At 66.3% G+C, this 14,634-nt stretch carries 13 protein-coding genes; 7 read left to right on the forward strand and 6 right to left on the reverse strand.

Annotation, left to right across the window (positions count from 1 at the left end; all coding sequences use genetic code 11):
* The first annotated feature begins 27 nt into the window (after window positions 1-27).
* Together ML540_RS11730 and ML540_RS11735 are read left to right on the forward strand one after the other, a co-directional pair.
* A complete protein-coding gene (locus ML540_RS11730; protein WP_243361253.1) occupies window positions 28-1,395 on the forward strand; it encodes a phosphomannomutase/phosphoglucomutase in 1,368 nt (455 codons plus the stop codon).
* Between the two features lie 2 nt (window positions 1,396-1,397).
* Window positions 1,398-2,690, forward strand: coding sequence for an efflux RND transporter periplasmic adaptor subunit (locus ML540_RS11735; RefSeq protein WP_243361255.1), 1,293 nt, complete (start codon window positions 1,398-1,400; stop codon window positions 2,688-2,690).
* A gap of 197 nt (window positions 2,691-2,887) precedes the next feature.
* Here the strand turns inward: ML540_RS11735 and ML540_RS11740 are convergent, their stop codons facing one another.
* Both ML540_RS11740 and ML540_RS11745 read right to left on the reverse strand, forming a co-directional pair.
* Window positions 2,888-4,066 (reverse strand): response regulator, encoded by a 1,179-nt coding sequence (locus ML540_RS11740; RefSeq protein ID WP_243361257.1) that lies wholly within the window; start codon window positions 4,064-4,066, stop codon window positions 2,888-2,890.
* Between the two features lie 199 nt (window positions 4,067-4,265).
* On the reverse strand, window positions 4,266-5,078 hold the full coding sequence (locus tag ML540_RS11745; RefSeq protein WP_243361260.1) for a hypothetical protein: 813 nt from the start codon (window positions 5,076-5,078) through the stop codon (window positions 4,266-4,268).
* 85 nt (window positions 5,079-5,163) lie between these two features.
* On the opposite strand from ML540_RS11745, the gene ML540_RS11750 reads away from it, so the two are divergent.
* A complete protein-coding gene (locus ML540_RS11750; protein WP_243361262.1) occupies window positions 5,164-6,936 on the forward strand; it encodes an aldehyde ferredoxin oxidoreductase family protein in 1,773 nt (590 codons plus the stop codon).
* Window positions 6,933-8,111 carry a class II aldolase/adducin family protein gene (locus ML540_RS11755; protein ID WP_243361264.1) on the forward strand — a complete coding sequence of 393 codons (1,179 nt, stop codon included), beginning with the start codon at window positions 6,933-6,935 and terminating at the stop codon, window positions 8,109-8,111. The genes ML540_RS11750 and ML540_RS11755 overlap by 4 nt, the downstream gene beginning before the upstream one ends.
* 75 nt (window positions 8,112-8,186) lie before the next feature.
* On the opposite strand, the gene ML540_RS11760 is transcribed toward ML540_RS11755, so the two are convergent.
* Entirely contained in the window at window positions 8,187-9,086 is a 900-nt protein-coding gene (locus ML540_RS11760; protein ID WP_243361266.1) for an RNA methyltransferase, read from the reverse strand.
* A gap of 113 nt (window positions 9,087-9,199) precedes the next feature.
* On the opposite strand from ML540_RS11760, the gene aroL reads away from it, so the two are divergent.
* On the forward strand, window positions 9,200-9,730 hold the full coding sequence (gene aroL / locus ML540_RS11765) for a shikimate kinase AroL (protein ID WP_243361268.1): 531 nt from the start codon (window positions 9,200-9,202) through the stop codon (window positions 9,728-9,730).
* On the opposite strand, the gene ML540_RS11770 is transcribed toward aroL, so the two are convergent.
* Window positions 9,711-10,220, reverse strand: coding sequence for a hypothetical protein (locus tag ML540_RS11770; RefSeq protein WP_243361271.1), 510 nt, complete (start codon window positions 10,218-10,220; stop codon window positions 9,711-9,713). The two genes, aroL and ML540_RS11770, sit on opposite strands and share 20 nt — an antisense overlap.
* Between ML540_RS11770 and ML540_RS11775 the strand changes: the two genes are divergently transcribed.
* Window positions 10,201-12,069, forward strand: a complete 1,869-nt coding sequence (locus tag ML540_RS11775; protein ID WP_243361272.1) for a glycosyltransferase family 39 protein — start codon at window positions 10,201-10,203, stop codon at window positions 12,067-12,069. The two genes, ML540_RS11770 and ML540_RS11775, sit on opposite strands and share 20 nt — an antisense overlap.
* A 68-nt stretch (window positions 12,070-12,137) precedes the next feature.
* Here the strand turns inward: ML540_RS11775 and ML540_RS11780 are convergent, their stop codons facing one another.
* Window positions 12,138-13,475, reverse strand: a complete 1,338-nt coding sequence (locus ML540_RS11780; RefSeq protein ID WP_243361274.1) for an ATP-dependent 6-phosphofructokinase — start codon at window positions 13,473-13,475, stop codon at window positions 12,138-12,140.
* A 168-nt stretch (window positions 13,476-13,643) separates the two neighbouring features.
* Window positions 13,644-13,847, reverse strand: a complete 204-nt coding sequence (locus ML540_RS11785; RefSeq protein ID WP_243361276.1) for a hypothetical protein — start codon at window positions 13,845-13,847, stop codon at window positions 13,644-13,646.
* 161 nt (window positions 13,848-14,008) lie between these two features.
* On the opposite strand from ML540_RS11785, the gene ML540_RS11790 reads away from it, so the two are divergent.
* Window positions 14,009-14,629: a recombination-associated protein RdgC gene (locus ML540_RS11790; RefSeq protein WP_243361278.1), complete on the forward strand. Its 621-nt coding sequence runs from the start codon at window positions 14,009-14,011 to the stop codon at window positions 14,627-14,629.
* The last annotated feature ends 5 nt before the right edge of the window (window positions 14,630-14,634 follow it).

Raw genomic sequence — 14,634 nt, forward strand, 5'->3', positions numbered from 1 at the left:
CTCCCTCGCAAACGGAAAGATTCCATCATGAAACCAATCGTTCCAGACATTTTCAGAGCATACGACATACGGGGCATCGTGGACAAGGACTTTGACCCCGACTGGGTGGAGGTTTTCGGCCGCGCCTGCGGGGCCTACTTCCTGAAAAACGGCTACCGGCGCGCCGTGGTGGGCCACGACGCCCGCCTGTCATCCCCCCTGTATCAGGAGAGGCTGGCCAAAGGAATGGCCGAAACCGGGGTGGACGTCATCCTCGTCGGCATGGTCTCGACGCCCGTGTGCTATTTCGCGGCCAAGCACCTGAAGGTCGATGCCGGGGTCATGGTCACGGCCAGCCACAACCCGCCGGAGTTCAACGGATTCAAGGTCATCGCCGGCCCTTCCACCATATACGGCGAGGAAATCCAGGCGCTCTACCGCATGATGGCCGCCGGGGACTTCCCCACGGGCAAGGGCATCGTCTCCGTGCACGACATCGTGCCCGCCTATGTGGAGGCCCTCGTCTCCCAGACGAAGCTGTCGCGCCCCATCAAGGTGGTGCTGGACGGCGGCAACGGCGCGGGCGGACCGGTCACCGTGGAGGTGCTGCGGGGAATCGGGGCCGAGGTGGTCCCCATCTTCTGCGAGCCGGACGGCACCTTCCCCAACCACCATCCCGACCCGGTGGTGGAGAAGTACATGGCCCAGCTCATCGCGCGCGTCAAAGCCGAGGGCGCGGACTGCGGCATCGGGCTGGACGGCGACGGCGACCGCCTGGGCGTGGTGGACGAGAACGGCAGGCTCATGTTCGGCGACCAGCTGCTGGCCATCTACGCCCGCGAAACGCTGAAGGACTTCCCCGGAGCCACGGTCATCGGCGAGGTGAAGTGCTCGCACCTCACCTACAAGGACATCGCGGCCCACGGCGGCAACGCCGTGATGGGGGCCACGGGGCACTCGCTCATCAAGGCGCGCATGCAGGAAACCGGAGCCAAGCTGGCCGGTGAAATGAGCGGGCACATGTTCTTCGCCGACCGCTATTTCGGCTTCGATGACGCCACCTACGCGGCCCAGCGCTTCCTGGAGGTCCTGGACCGCAACCCGGGCAAGACCGCCGGAACGCTGCTCTCCGACTGGCCCAAGACCTACAACACGCCCGAAATCCGCTTCGACTGCCCCGAAGAGATCAAGTTCACGGTGGTCAAGCGCGCCCAGGAGCACTTCCGGGGCCTCTACGACATGATCGACGTGGACGGAGCGCGCATCGTGCTGCAGGATGGCTGGGGGCTCATCCGGGCCTCCAACACCCAGCCGGTGCTGGTGCTGCGTTTCGAGGCTGAAAGCCCCGAACGGCTTGAGGAGATCCGCTCCATCATCGAAACGCCCCTTCGCGCCTGGATCGCGGAAATGAGTTGAACATGCTGCGCGCACGCTGGAAATGGGTACTGGCCGTTGTCCTGGCCGCGGCCGCGGTGGCGTTTTTCGCCGGGCAAGGGTCCAAGGACAAGGCGCCCAAGGTGATGGCCACGGCCGAGGTCAAGATGGGCGACGTGCGCAAGGTGCTCCAGGCCACGGGCATCGTGAAGGCCCAGGTGGGGGCCATCGTGCGCATCGGCGCGCGCGCCACCGGCACTATCAAGGAGATGCGCGTGCGCGTGGGCGACCCGGTGGAAGCCGGGCAGACCATCGCCCTCATCGACGACCGGGAGCTGGTGGCCCAGCGTGACCAGGCCGAAGCAACACTGGAAAAGGCCAAGGCCGAGAAGTTGCGCGTGGAGGACGTCTATCCGCGCAAGATCGCTGAATCAGACGCCCAGTTGAAGCTCTCCGAGGCGCAGTACGATTACGCCAAGGCCAACTCCACCCGCCAGACCCAGCTTTTGCGGCAGAATCTCGTCTCCAAGGACACCCAGGAAGCCGCCATGCGCGAGGAGTTGGTCACCCAGAGCACCGTGCGCGCCCGCAAGGCCACCCTGGAGCTCAACAAGACCGAGTTCGCCAAAGAGAAGGTCAAGGCGGCCAAGGCCGTGGAAGAGGCCGAGGCGGCGCTGGCCACCATCGAGACCCGCATCACCTACACCAAGATCGTCTCGCCCATAAACGGCGTGGTCAGCCTGGTGTCCACCCAGCAGGGCGAGACCGTGGTGGCCGGGTTGCAGGTGGCCAACCTCATCACCGTGCTCGACCCCACGCGCCTGGAAATGTGGATATACGTGGACGAGACCGACGTGGGGCAGGTCAAGCCGGATATGCCCGTGGAATTTCGCGTGGACGCCTATCCGGACGTAGCCTTCAAGGGCGAGGTGGACACCATCTACCCACAGCCCGAAATACGCGACAACATCGTGTACTATCAGGCCCTGGTGCGCCTCTCCGCCCAGGAGGCCGAGAAGCTGCGTCCCGAGATGACCACCCAGTGCCAGATCGTGGTGCAGGAGAAGAAGGACGTGCTGGTGATCCCCAACTCGGCCCTGAAGTGGGTGGACAACCAGCAGGCGGTGTTTTTGGTGGAGGACGGCAAGGCGACGCGGGTGCAGCCGGAGCTCGGCCTGCCGGGCCTGCACGAAACCGAAGTGCTCTCGGGCCTGTCCGCAGGCCAGATGGTGGCCACGCAGATCGTCCTGCCCCCCACCACGGGCAAGAAGCCTGACACGGCCCAGCAGGCCGGAGCCAAGCCGTCGGGGCCGCCGCAACCGCCCATGAAGCGGTAAGAACGCCCCGCGTCAACTCCATCCCGAAAAATCAAACCGGCGGGCGGGCCTCATGATGGGCCCTACCCGCCGGTCGTTTGTTGCCCCTGCGGCTTGTGCTTCCCTGCCTGCCGTACGGGCGGCGCGCCACGCGCCGGGGTCTCGTGCCTTGTTGCGAGCCGCCGGTCCCGGAGGACCGCCGCCAGCGGGCTTCTCCCCTACGCGTAGTCGCGTCTGAACCGGTGCAGGCCTTCCGTGACCATACCGGCCAGATACAACACTCCGTTGAGCACCGCCGGGATCATGTCCGGGATGATCTTCCCGCGCTCGGCGGCCTCTTCTTCAGGCGCGTCATCCTCGAGCCCCCAGACCTGTCCGGTCCAGCGCTCATAGAGCCAATTGGCCTCGCGGTCGTGCTCCGCAAGCATGAGCGCCTGGTTCACGCTTCGCTTGGCCATCTCCGGCTCGCGCTTGAAATGGTAGACCTTGGCCAGCTCCAGGTGGGCCTTGGCGTCCTCGGGGGTCATCCATACCGCGTTCTTGAAGGCCATGAGCGCGCCGTCCCAGTCCATCTCGCGGGCCAGGCGCATGCCCAGGCACACGAAGGGGTTGAAGCCGCGCGGGTCCTCGCGCAGGATCGCGAGAAATTCGTTCTTGTAGTGCTCGAAGCGCTCGGTCCTGGCGCAGATGTCCGCGGCCTGGGTCAGGGCCTTGCGGTAGCGCACCTCGTCGCCCAGGGCCAGCCAGCAGCGGGCCAGCCCAAGGTGCGCCTCGGCCATGACAGCGCTTATGCGCGCGGCGCGGGTGAACGCGTCCACGGCCTTGGTGTAGTCCTCGCGGGCCAGCAGGCGCAGCCCCGTCTCGTAGTAGTGGCGGGCGTCGTCCGGGGTCTCCAACACCTTCTCCAGCTTGGGCATGGCCTTCTCGGGCTTGTCCTCCTCCACCATGTCCAGCCCGGCGGCCACCTGGCCCAGCTCTTCGCCCATATAGCACCGGGCCTGGCTGGCCAGGGACAGATGCTTGAAGAAAGTATCCAGGGTGTAGGGGCGCACCAGATAGCCCACGCAGCCCACGCGGATGGCTTCCACCACCCGCTCGCGGTCGCCGGAGGAGCTGATCAGGATGACGGGAATCGACCGCAGGCGCGGATCGGCCCGCATGGAGCGCACGAAATCCCAGCCGGTGCAGTCTTCCAGGGTATCGTCCACGAGGACCACGTCGGCCCCGAGCTTGCGGAGGTGTTCCCGGGCGGCCTTGGCGCTGGTCACGGCGCGCGACACGACCACCTTGGCGTTCTTGAGGCTTAAACGGTCAACCCGGGCGTGGCCTTCGTTTGCCGAGACCACCAGTGCGGAGCGCAGGGGCGACTGGAGAGCGGATTTCCTGACAGCGTTCATGCTGGACCTCGCTTCGTCTGGATGCGGAGGACGCACTTCGTCCTCCGATTGCGGCGCGGTCCCCACCAAAAGGCTTGGACAACCGCACCGCAATCTCCTCTCCCTTGCCAAGGGTATCGGAGGTTTCCGGAAATGCTTTAGGGGGGTCGGGCGGATTCGCCCGGGTGCTTGAGGATGCGGGAAGACGCGCGAGGAAACGCTAGGCCGAGGCGTTCAGAACCAACCCAGGCGTCAGGCCGGAACGGCTGTAGCCGTTGGCCGAGTCCGTGCGCCTGCGGGCGAGCCGGCTTCGGGCGCGCGAGGTATTCTTCGTGGCGTCGGCGGCCCCGGAACTCTTCCCGGATGAGGACGCATCAGCCGTACCGGAATACTCCGTGACCATCCGGCCGTTCTCGTCCACCAAGGCCTTGGACCCGGACGCGGCCTCGTCCAGCATGTCCTTGAGGTCCTTGTCCGCCTGGTCCATGAGCGATGCCCCGGCGTCGGCGGAACCGGCCTGGAACTTGTTCGCCAGGGACGACAGGGCCGTGCCCATGGCCCCGTTCAGGTCGCTCAGGGCCTGCTGGGTGTCCTTCACCAGGAAGCTCTCGTCCTTGCCGTTCTGGAAGTAGCCGTTGAGGGCCTGGTTGAGCTCGCCGTTGAAGAAGGCCAAAGCCTTGTCGCCCGAGGCCGTGCCGAAGTTGCGGTCCACGAATTCCAAGGCGTCCACGAACCCCTGGCCGAGCGTATCCTCGGTGAGCTGTCCGCTCCCGGCCCGGCTGGTGACGATGCCCATGACCGCGCGGGCCGCGTCGCCATCGAAGTTGTCCTTCACGAACCCCACGGCGTTGGTCAGGGCCTTCTCGAACCCCGCGTCGTCCACTGTGCGCTTGGCCCCCTCTCCCGCCGGGGTCTGGGCCGCGCGCCGGGTCATCTCGTGGGCGAAGCCCTGCACCGTCTGGGAATCCAGGGTCAGGGAAGGCCGGGCGAACATCCCGGCGAGAAGGGTCGATTGCGTGGCATCTATGCGCATGCGGTTCTCCACCTGTCTCATCGTCACGGGCGCGGCGAAAGTTTAGGGTTGCCCGGCGGACTGCGCGCGAGTAAACACCGGCCGCATGAACGCCCGCTTAAACGGATGGATGGGATGGGTGCTCCGGGTGGACCTCACAACGGGCACGGCCTCCCGTGAGCCTCTCGACCCCGCCGCGCTGCGCCTGAACATCGGCGGCAAGGGGCTGGCCGGGCATTTCCTCGATCCGTGCGTCCACCTGCCCTGGGACCACCCGGACATGCCCCTGTGCCTGTTCACCGGCCCCCTGGTGGCCACCATCGCGCCCACTTCCGGGCGGGCCTGCCTGGCCACCCGCTCTCCCCTCACCGGAGCCTTCTGCGACGCCTCGGTGGGCGGAAGCCTGGGTACCCAGCTCAAGAAGGCCGGATTGGACGGACTGATCGTCACCGGCCGGGCTCCGCGCCCAGTGGGGATCGTCATCGAGAACGGCGAAACCTCCGTGCGCGACGCCTCGCATCTGGCGGGCATGACCCGCGACCGGGTCCGCGCGGCCCTGGACTGCTCCGGGTCGCTTGCCGTGGTGGGCCCGGCGGCCGAATGCGGCGTGCGCTTCTCCTCCATCATGGTGGATACGCACCACGCCTTCGGGCGCGGCGGCATGGGGCTTTCCTGGGCGGCGAAAAATCTCAAGTACCTCAGCGTCAAGGGATCGGAGAAGGTGCGCGTGGCCGATCCCGAGGGGCTGAAAAAGGCCCGCGAGGACATCTTCCGGCTGGTGTCTGCCTCGCCGGTGCTCTCGGGCGGGCACGGGTTCTCCTGCTTCGGCACGGGCGCGCTCTACGACCTCATGGACTCGCGGCGCATGATGCCCACGGACAACTTCCGGGCCTCCCACTTCGCCCCCGCCGGGGAGCTGAACGCCGTGCGCTACAAGGAAGCCTACCAGACATCCAAGCACGGCTGCAAAGGCTGCCACATCCAGTGCAAGAAGGTGGCGGCGGACGGGCGCTCCATGCCCGAATTCGAGACCATGTCGCACTTCACGGCGCTCATCGGCCTGACCGACATCGAGTTGGTGGTCGCGGCCAACGCCCTGTGCAACGACCTGGGCATGGACACCATCTCCAGCGCCGTGACCCTGGCCTGCCACGCAGAAATTACCGGCGAGCGCCTGACGCCCGCCCGCGTCCTGGAACTTCTCGAGGACATGGGCCGGGGACGCCTGCCCGAACTCGGCCTGGGCGCGGCCGGATACGCCGCCCTGAAGGGACATCCGGAAGCGGCCATGACCGTCAAGGGCATGGAACTGCCCGCCTACGACCCGCGCGGGGCCTACGGCATGAGCTTGGCCTACGCCCTGTCCACGCGCGGCGGCTGCCACCTGAGGGCCTACCCTGTGAGCCACGAGATCCTGCGCAAGCCCGTGGCCACGGACCGGTTCAGCTTCCTGGGCAAGGCGCGCATCATCAAGATCGCCGAGGACGCCAACGCCGTGGTGGATTCGCTCACGGCCTGCAAGTTCATCTTTTTCGGGGCCTCCCTTGAGGAGTACGCGGCCGCCTACCAGGCCGTGACTGGAGAGCCCTCCTCGGCCCAGGACCTGCTGCGCCTGGGCGAACGCATCTACTACCGCGAGCGCATCATGAACGCACGCCTGGGCTTTACCAGCGCCGACGACGACATCCCGGCCCGGTTCTTCGAGGCTCCGGGCGAGCACAGCCTGGCCGGGGACATCCGCCCCGTGCCCAGGGTCGACTTCCTGGAGGCGCGGGCCAAGTACTACGCCATCCGAGGGCTCACCGAGGACGGCATGCCCACGCAGGAGAAGGCGAAAGAACTCGGACTTGAAGAGAGCTACCGGCAGGAAATGCGATGATCAGACTGCTCGCCAAATACGCCGACAAGATCGCGGCCGCCCGGCTCTCCGCTCCCGGGGCGCCTCTCCTGGCCGGGCTGGACGACGCCCTGGTGTTCAACCGCGAAGCGCAGGAGTCCTCCGTGCTGGCCGGGGTGTTTGACCGCATGAGCATCAATTCGCTGCTCTTTCTGCCGCCCGCCGAGCCCTACGCCACCATCATCGACTTTTTGGCCGCGCGCTCGGCCGAGGGTGGGGAAGCCTCCATCGCGCCGAGCGACTGCGAGACCCGCACCTTCCTGCACGACCTGCCCGTGGTGGCCGAGTTCACTCCGGACGCCCTAGCCTCGGCGCTCAAGCGCCGCAAGAGCGTCATCGTGCCGGGCAAGGGCGTGGTGGCCCACGGCACCGTGAGCCCGGAGCAGGCCTTCGTCAGCGCCAGTTCCGTGTGCTTCGCCTGCTTCGTGAAGTTCTTTGCGGATTACCTGGCCCAGCTGCGTTGCGGCAAACCCGACGCCGAATACCAGGCGGCCTTCGAGCGGGCGAAAACCTTCCTGCCCCCCATGCACCACCGCGCCCCGGACCTGCCCGCCGGGCCGTTCGCCGACCGCGAAGCCGTCATCCAGGCCATGGACCTCACCGGCAAGGCCACCGTGGGCTACGGGCTGGTGGATTCGTTCTTCGGCAACATTTCCTACTGCCTGGACGACGTCCTCTACATCAGCCAGACCGGCTCGTCGCTGGACGAGCTGCCCGACTGCATCGACCCCTGCCACCTGGACGGATCGTCCTGCGCGGGGCTCACGGCGTCCAGCGAGCTCATGGCCCACCAGGGCATTGTTCTCAAGACCGGGGCCAAGGCCATCCTGCACGGGCATCCGCGCTTCGCGGTGATCATGTCCATGGATTGCGACAAGAAAGGTTGCGACAAGATCGGGCGCTGCCACATCGAGTGCACCGAGCCGCGTTTCGTGTGGGACGTGCCGGTGGTGCCGGGCGAGGTGGGCACGGGGCCGAGGGGGCTCGTGAACACCCTGCCCCCGGCCATGATCGGCAGGCGCGGGGTGATCGTGTACGGACACGGGCTCTTCGCGATCGGTCGCGAGGATTTCCGCGAGCCCTTCGCAACGCTTCTGGAAGTGGAGAACTACTGCCGCGAGGAGTACTTCAGGCGGGTGGAGATGCTCGGTTCCTGATGAAACGCTTCGGAACTCCCTACGGCAGGTTTGGAGTTCACGGCTTTTCCGTTTTGCAGCCCGGCCTGCCGGGGATTACTTCTTCCCGCCCTTGCCAACCGCCCATTTCACCTGGCGGCAGATGCCCATGAGCAGGTTGAACTCGCTTCTCTTGAGCCTGATGCGGTCCACGAAGCCGCGTACGGGCAGCATCCAGTAGTCGGGATTGTCTTCCTTGAGGAAATCGATGGCCGTAAGCGTCTCCTGGAGGTTGGCGAACAGGGCCTCGCGCTCCTGGTGCGTGGTCTGGCGCGACTCGCCAGACCAAGGCGGCCGGGTGCCTCCGTCCGGGGCATTCGTCCCGGGTCCCGTGGCCTGAGCGCCATCATTCACACCCTGCTCCGGCGGGCACGGCAGGTCGTTCGCTCCTCTCTCACCCGGCGCGTGCGCGGCGTGAGCACCACCCTCGTCCTGCACACCGGGCACGTGCGCCCGCGCCGGTTTGGCCGTGGCGGCCTTCATGCACTCGTACAGGATGATGAGCACGGCCTGGGCCAGGTTGAGCGAGCTGGCCTCCTCCGATGTGGGGATGGTGAGCAGGCGCGAGCAGACTTTCGTCTCGTCGTTGGTGAGCCCCTTGTCCTCGGGGCCGAAGAGCACGGCCACCCTGGACCCGGCGCGAAGGCCTTCCACGGCCCGAAGCGCGGCGGTCTCGGGCGAGAGCAGCCCCTTGCGCCATCCGCCCGTGCGGGCGGTGGTGCCGTAGACGGCCTCGAAGGGGGCCAGGGCGGCGGCGAGGTCGTCCACCACGGTCATGCGGTCCAGGATGTCCTGGCCCTTGGCCGTAGCCAAGGCGCGGGCGCGGCCTTCGTCCCACTCCTGGGGAGCGACCACCACGAGGTCCGAACATCCCATGTTGGCCATGGCCCTGGCCGTGGAACCCACGTTCTCGGAAAATTTCGGCCGGAACAAAACGACGGCCAGGTTGCGCAGCATACGTCCTCCGTTGGCGGGCCGTGTAGCTTTCCCCGGCTTGGCTTGCAAGGCCGACGGTGCTAGAGGTCCGTTTCCGCTCTCGCGCGGGCGGAATTTCCAATCCTGGAGGAAGCATGGCGGTATCGCCGGACAAGAACATCTACCTCGTGGGTCCCAGGGCCTGCGGCAAGACCACCATCGGCCGGAAGCTGGCCCAGGCGCTCGGCCGCCCCTTCATGGACCTGGACGAGGAATTCGTCGAGACCACGGGGCGCACCATCGCCGACGTGGTGGAAACCGAGGGCTGGGAAGGTTTCCGGGAGCTCGAGACGGCCGTGCTGGCCGCCGTGGCCGAAACGCCGGGCAACGTGGTCGCCACGGGCGGCGGCGTGGTGCTCAAGGCCCGCAACCGAGAGCTTCTGGGCGGCGGCGTGGTCGTCTACCTTCAGGCCGACCCGGACAAGGTGGTGGCCCGCCTCATGGCGGAACTCATGCCTGAACAGCGCCCGGCGCTGACCGACCTTTCGCTTGAGGACGAGGTGCGCAAGACCGTCCTCGAGCGCGAGCCCTACTACATGGCCGTGGCCCAGCTCGTAGCCCCGGACGCCCCCCTGGAGGAGCTGACAGCACGGCTCACCCAGGAGCTCACAAACTGGCAGGAGTGATTTCCAGCCCCGAGATCATGATCGCCAAGCCTTCCTTGTCCTCTGGGGCGAAGGTCTCCTCGGGGGTGCGCCGGTTGTATCGCTCGAATGCGAGAGCGACCGTGTTCACCCCGGCCTGGAGGTCCAGGTCGGCTTCGTATCGCGTGAATCCGGTGAGCCTGTCCGCCCCGGGGATCGCCTCGAATGAGGCCACTGGCCTGCCCTGAAGCAGCACGGTGATGGTTTGGCCCGCGAGGGGGTTGGACGCGGTGAAGGCGAGCTTGAGGCGCCTGGGAGCGTCCAGGGTGAGGGTGAGGGTCGCCTGAGGCCCGGTCACCCATCTGAAATCGATTCCGGCGGCCCTTTCCACCGGCCGAAATCCCGTCACGGGCACGGACGGCGGATCCAGGGCCATGAGGTCCACGGGCAAGGCCGTGGCGACGTCCCTTCTTTTGGAGCAGCACGTGAGCATGAACATAGTGGACAACACGATGATCAGAAACGACACCATCGTCGAACGCCTGGTCCTCGTGTGCATATTGGCCATCGGGGCGGGCTTGCGCTTCCACAACCTGGGCGCGCCGTCCATGTGGTGGGACGAGGTCCTGGTTCCGCTCATCTGCAGATTTCCCTCCGCGTCGATATTGGAGTGGCTGCGCACCATCGAGGTGCACCCGCCGCTGTATTACCTGCTGACCAAGGCGGTCATGTCCGTGGACGCCTCGGACGCGGCGCTCAGACTGTGGTCCGCCGTGCCGGGCGTGTTGTCCATATACGTCATCCACCGGATCGGCAAAGACCTTTTCGGTCCGGTCCCCGGGCTTGCCGCCGCCGCTTTCCTGGCGGCCAATCCCTACGCCATCTGGCTCTCGCGCATCGTCAGGCCCTACAGCCTGTTCCTGCTGGTCTTGCTTCTGTCGCTCTGGTTCCTGGCCAGATGGGCCCGCGCGGGAGGGCGGACGGTCCCGTGGGGCGTGGTGGTCTGCAACCTGATCCTGTTCTGGACCCACTACATGATGGTGATCCTGGCCCCGGCCTTCGCCCTGGCGGTTCTGGCCGGGTCCTGGCCGAGGGTGCGGACGTTTGCGGCCTACAGCATCGCCAGCGTGGCCTCTTTCGCCACCATCATACCGTTTTTCCTGCAGAACTTCGACAGACCGCACTGGCTCGGCGCGGGCGGCCCCTGGGAGATCCTGATCGGTGTCGGTGAAAGCACGCTGAAGCTGGCCTGGTTCTTCAAGGGCCCCATCGCCTGGGGGGTGCTCGCCCTGGCCGCCATGGGCGTCCTTCGCGCCATAAAGGACCACCGGGGAGCCCTGGCCGCCGCTCTCTGCCTGGCCTGCCTGCCCGTGGCCGTGGTCATGGCCGGGAAACTGTCCTGGACCCAGGAGCCGCGCTACTTCCTGTTCATCATGCCCCTTGTCCTGCTGGCCGCGGGATTCGGCACGGCTCTGTTCACCGGCCCGGACCGGAAATCGGGAGGGATGCTGGCCGCCCTGGCCCTCGCGGCCGCCCTGGGCGCGGGAGTGGCGGCCCAGTCCGCTTCGTTCTACGGCGAGCGTTCCCTCCTGGGGCTCGACTGGATCAGCTACAAGACCGCCGCCAAGGGCGTCCCCCATCTGGTCAAGCCCGGGGAGCCGGTGGTGGTCTCGGAAGACGGCCTGCGCAACGCCCTCGACTGGTACGTCCAGCGCGAAGGCGGCCCCAACCCCTTGCGCCTGGCCAGGATCGCTCCCTCGGACAGCGAAACCATCGTCAATTTCCTGTGGTTCGGCCAGATGGGGCACATGGCCAAGAGCAAGCAGGAGCTGGCGGAACTCTACCCCGGTTTGGTGGAAGTGGGTACGGTGGACAAGCTGACCTTCTTCAAGGCGGTCATCCCCCACACCCCCGTGCACGAGGCGAATGCGTTGCCGTGGGAGCGTCGCTTCGCCGGCCTCAAGGATTTCATCGGCGCCTGCGCGGAACTGGATGGCCTGGAAGTGAGCCCGTACTGGGGCGACGAACTGCACCCGACGTTGAACGGCGTGCCCGGACACGTGGATTACGTGGTGGAAAACAAGTCCGGTGCGGATGACGCGCGCGTCAGGATATCCTGCACCTACGTCAATGAAGGCCGGGGGAACACCCTGCGCGTGCTGGCGCGCTTCGACGACGAGCCCTGGCAGGAAGCCCTGGCCAGCGACGGGCCGGACCCCCACTTCTACCGCAGGGCGGTCCTCACGCGCCTCAAGCCCTTTTCGCGCCTGACGCTTCGGGTGGAGATGCTTTGCCCCATGCTCACGGCCCAGTATCCGGGCGGCAACCTGGGGTCGATGCGGCTCAAGGATTTGCTGGTCGAGATCGCGCCCGCGTTCTGAAACCTTCCGGGAGCGCCCGCGCCGCGCTCGTGTGGCGTTTACGAAACAAATCGATATTTATCGCGACACTAGATGCAGTGCGGCGCGCCGCCTTCGCCCCGCATGGGTGACACTTCGAACTGGCCGGTGGATTCCAGCACCGCGCGCCAGTAATCCGACGCCAGATCCAGCTTCTTGCGCTTGCGCGTCACCAGCTCCAGGGGCAGGTGCACAAACCGGCCGTAGACCTTGCTCACCACCATGCCCGTCTTGCCCGCCATGGCCGCGTGCACCGCGAACTGCCCCAGGAAGCCGCAGTAGACGCGGTCGTTGGAGTTGGCCGGCACCGAGCGGATCATATAGCTGGGGTCGATGTACTTGAGCGTGATGGGCAGGTCGCGAGACTTGAAGTGGGTGGCGATCTCCAGGGAAAGAAGCGAGGCGATGTCTCCAAGCACCAGGTTGCCCGAGGCGTCCGTCTTGCCGGACTGCTCCAGCAAGTGCTGCCCCGCCCCCTCGGCCACAACGATCACCGCGTGCCTGCGCGAGGCCAGGCGCTTCTCGAGCGAGGGCAGCAGACCGTTCTCGCCCTGCAGCTGGAACGGGTCCTCGGGCACCAGCACGTAGTTCACCTCCTTGAGCGCAAGCGTGGCCTGCGCGGCGATGAACCCGGATTCCCGGCCCATGAGCTTCACCAGCCCCACGCCGCCCTGCGCCCCAATGGCCTCGGTGTGGGCGCAGCGGATGGCCTCGGTGGCCTTCTCCACGGCAGTGTCGAACCCGAAGGACTGCGTGACCAGGTTGATGTCGTTGTCGATGGTCTTGGGCACGCCGATGACCGAAATCCTGGCCCCGCGCCGGCTGACCTCCTCGTGTATCTTCTGGGCGGCCTTCAAGGTGCCGTCGCCGCCGATGACGAAGAGCACGCCGATGTTGGAGCGCTCCAGCGCGTCCACGATGTCCTCGGGCTGCTGCGGCCCGCGCGACGAGCCCAGCACCGTGCCGCCGAATTCGTGGATGTTGGCCACGTTGCCGGGGTTGAGTTCGACGATCTCGTGGCCGTACTTGGGGATGAACCCCTGCAGTCCGTAGCGGATGCCCAGGGTGGCGGCCATGTTGTAGTTGTGGTGGGCCTCCATGACGATGGCCCGGATGACGTCGTTGATGCCGGGGCACAGGCCGCCGCAGGTGACGATGGCCGCCTTGACCTTGGAAGAGTCGAAGAAGATGTCCGCGCGCGGACCGGCTGGCTCGAACAGGACGTCGTTCTCCTGCTCGCCGTCGTCCAGGTCTTCGGTGGAAACCCGGATGGGCACCAGCTGGTCGTCGGGCACGAAATGGCAGTAGGTGAGCGGCGAGGGAATCCTGGCCGGTCCCAGCGTGGCGATGCGGGTGTCGAGGCTCTTCTTCCGGGCGCGGGTGGACATGGCTCCTCCGGGACGTGGGGTCTTTTCGATCTCCTCTATAGCCCAACGCCCGGAAAAATCAAAGGATGCCCAGCCCCCGCCGCCACAGCTGTCGGCAAGCTACAATTTTGAACACTTACCGACCATATTTGTCGCCTGGCTCACAAAATTGTAGCACCCTTCCGCCGGTCACAACGCGCCGCACATGCGCTTGTAGTTGTCGCACTCGGCCTTGCAGGTGAATGGACAGGGCTCCTTGGAGAACCACTTGCGGCCAGGGCACCAGTACGAGCCCTTGAAAGGCTCGTTGCACCCTCGCGCCGTGAGCATTCTGCGGGACTTGGAACCGAACCGGATGTTGCCGCTTCCCGATGATACCGTCCAGAGTGCCATGGCCATATCCTCCGTTTACGGGAGGAATTGATGCATAACGCGGGCCATTCCCCGGCGCTGGCGCGCGGGGAAAAAAGAGGATAGGTGGGTCCACGCGCGGGCGCTTCCGCTCCCCGGGGCGCTCGAAGCCCGCGCATCCATCACCCATTCCGGAGGTCTCCGTGGGCATCTTATCAGCAAGCGGCAGCTTCACCCGCTACGCCGTGGTGGAGGAGCTCACCGGCCAGCTGGCGTCGGAACTGCCCGAACGCCTGGCCCGTTTCTCCTTCCGCGACATCGACGACACCGCCGACGAAAGAAGCTTCGGCTGGGTCTGCCTTGAGGACTGGCTGGACAGCTTCTGGCGCGCCGCCCCCCCGGAAAAGGCCCATTACATGGCCTTCTCGCTTCGCCTGGACACTCGCCGCGTGCCCCCCGCCGTGTTCAAGAAGCACTTCCTGCTGGCCGTCAAGCACGAGAAGGAGGCCATGAAGGAGTCCGGCAAGACCTTCATCACCAAGGACCGCAAGCAGGAGCTCAAGGACCAGGTGATGCTCAAGCTGCGCACGCGCTTCCTGCCCATCCCGGCGGTGTTCGACGCCGTGTGGAACCTGCGCTCCAACAGGATCTGGCTGGCCACCACCAACGCCAAGGTGCGCGTGCTCTTCGAGGAGCACTTCACCATGAGCTTCGGCCTCACCCTGGAGCCCATGACCCCCTATTTCCTGGCCCGGCGCACCGTGGACAAGTCCCGGATCACCCTGCTCGACGACCTGGAACAAAGCCCCTTCGCGGCCCAGTAGAGGAA

Origin of the sequence: Fundidesulfovibrio terrae (assembly GCF_022808915.1) — a bacterium.
GTDB classification, from domain to species: domain Bacteria; phylum Desulfobacterota; class Desulfovibrionia; order Desulfovibrionales; family Desulfovibrionaceae; genus Fundidesulfovibrio; species Fundidesulfovibrio terrae.

Bases quoted from the DNA above. Each gene is read 5' to 3' on its own strand.
- ML540_RS11730 (WP_243361253.1), top strand. From the start codon at position 28: ATGAAACCAATCGTTCCAGACATTTTCAGAGCATACGACATACGGGGC.
- ML540_RS11735 (WP_243361255.1), top strand. From the start codon at position 1,398: ATGCTGCGCGCACGCTGGAAATGGGTACTGGCCGTTGTCCTGGCCGCG.
- ML540_RS11740 (WP_243361257.1), bottom strand. From the start codon at position 4,066: ATGAACGCTGTCAGGAAATCCGCTCTCCAGTCGCCCCTGCGCTCCGCA.
- ML540_RS11745 (WP_243361260.1), bottom strand. From the start codon at position 5,078: ATGCGCATAGATGCCACGCAATCGACCCTTCTCGCCGGGATGTTCGCC.
- ML540_RS11750 (WP_243361262.1), top strand. From the start codon at position 5,164: ATGAACGCCCGCTTAAACGGATGGATGGGATGGGTGCTCCGGGTGGAC.
- ML540_RS11755 (WP_243361264.1), top strand. From the start codon at position 6,933: ATGATCAGACTGCTCGCCAAATACGCCGACAAGATCGCGGCCGCCCGG.
- ML540_RS11760 (WP_243361266.1), bottom strand. From the start codon at position 9,086: ATGCTGCGCAACCTGGCCGTCGTTTTGTTCCGGCCGAAATTTTCCGAG.
- aroL (WP_243361268.1), top strand. From the start codon at position 9,200: ATGGCGGTATCGCCGGACAAGAACATCTACCTCGTGGGTCCCAGGGCC.
- ML540_RS11775 (WP_243361272.1), top strand. From the start codon at position 10,201: ATGATCAGAAACGACACCATCGTCGAACGCCTGGTCCTCGTGTGCATA.
- ML540_RS11770 (WP_243361271.1), bottom strand. From the start codon at position 10,220: ATGGTGTCGTTTCTGATCATCGTGTTGTCCACTATGTTCATGCTCACG.
- ML540_RS11780 (WP_243361274.1), bottom strand. From the start codon at position 13,475: ATGTCCACCCGCGCCCGGAAGAAGAGCCTCGACACCCGCATCGCCACG.
- ML540_RS11785 (WP_243361276.1), bottom strand. From the start codon at position 13,847: ATGGCACTCTGGACGGTATCATCGGGAAGCGGCAACATCCGGTTCGGT.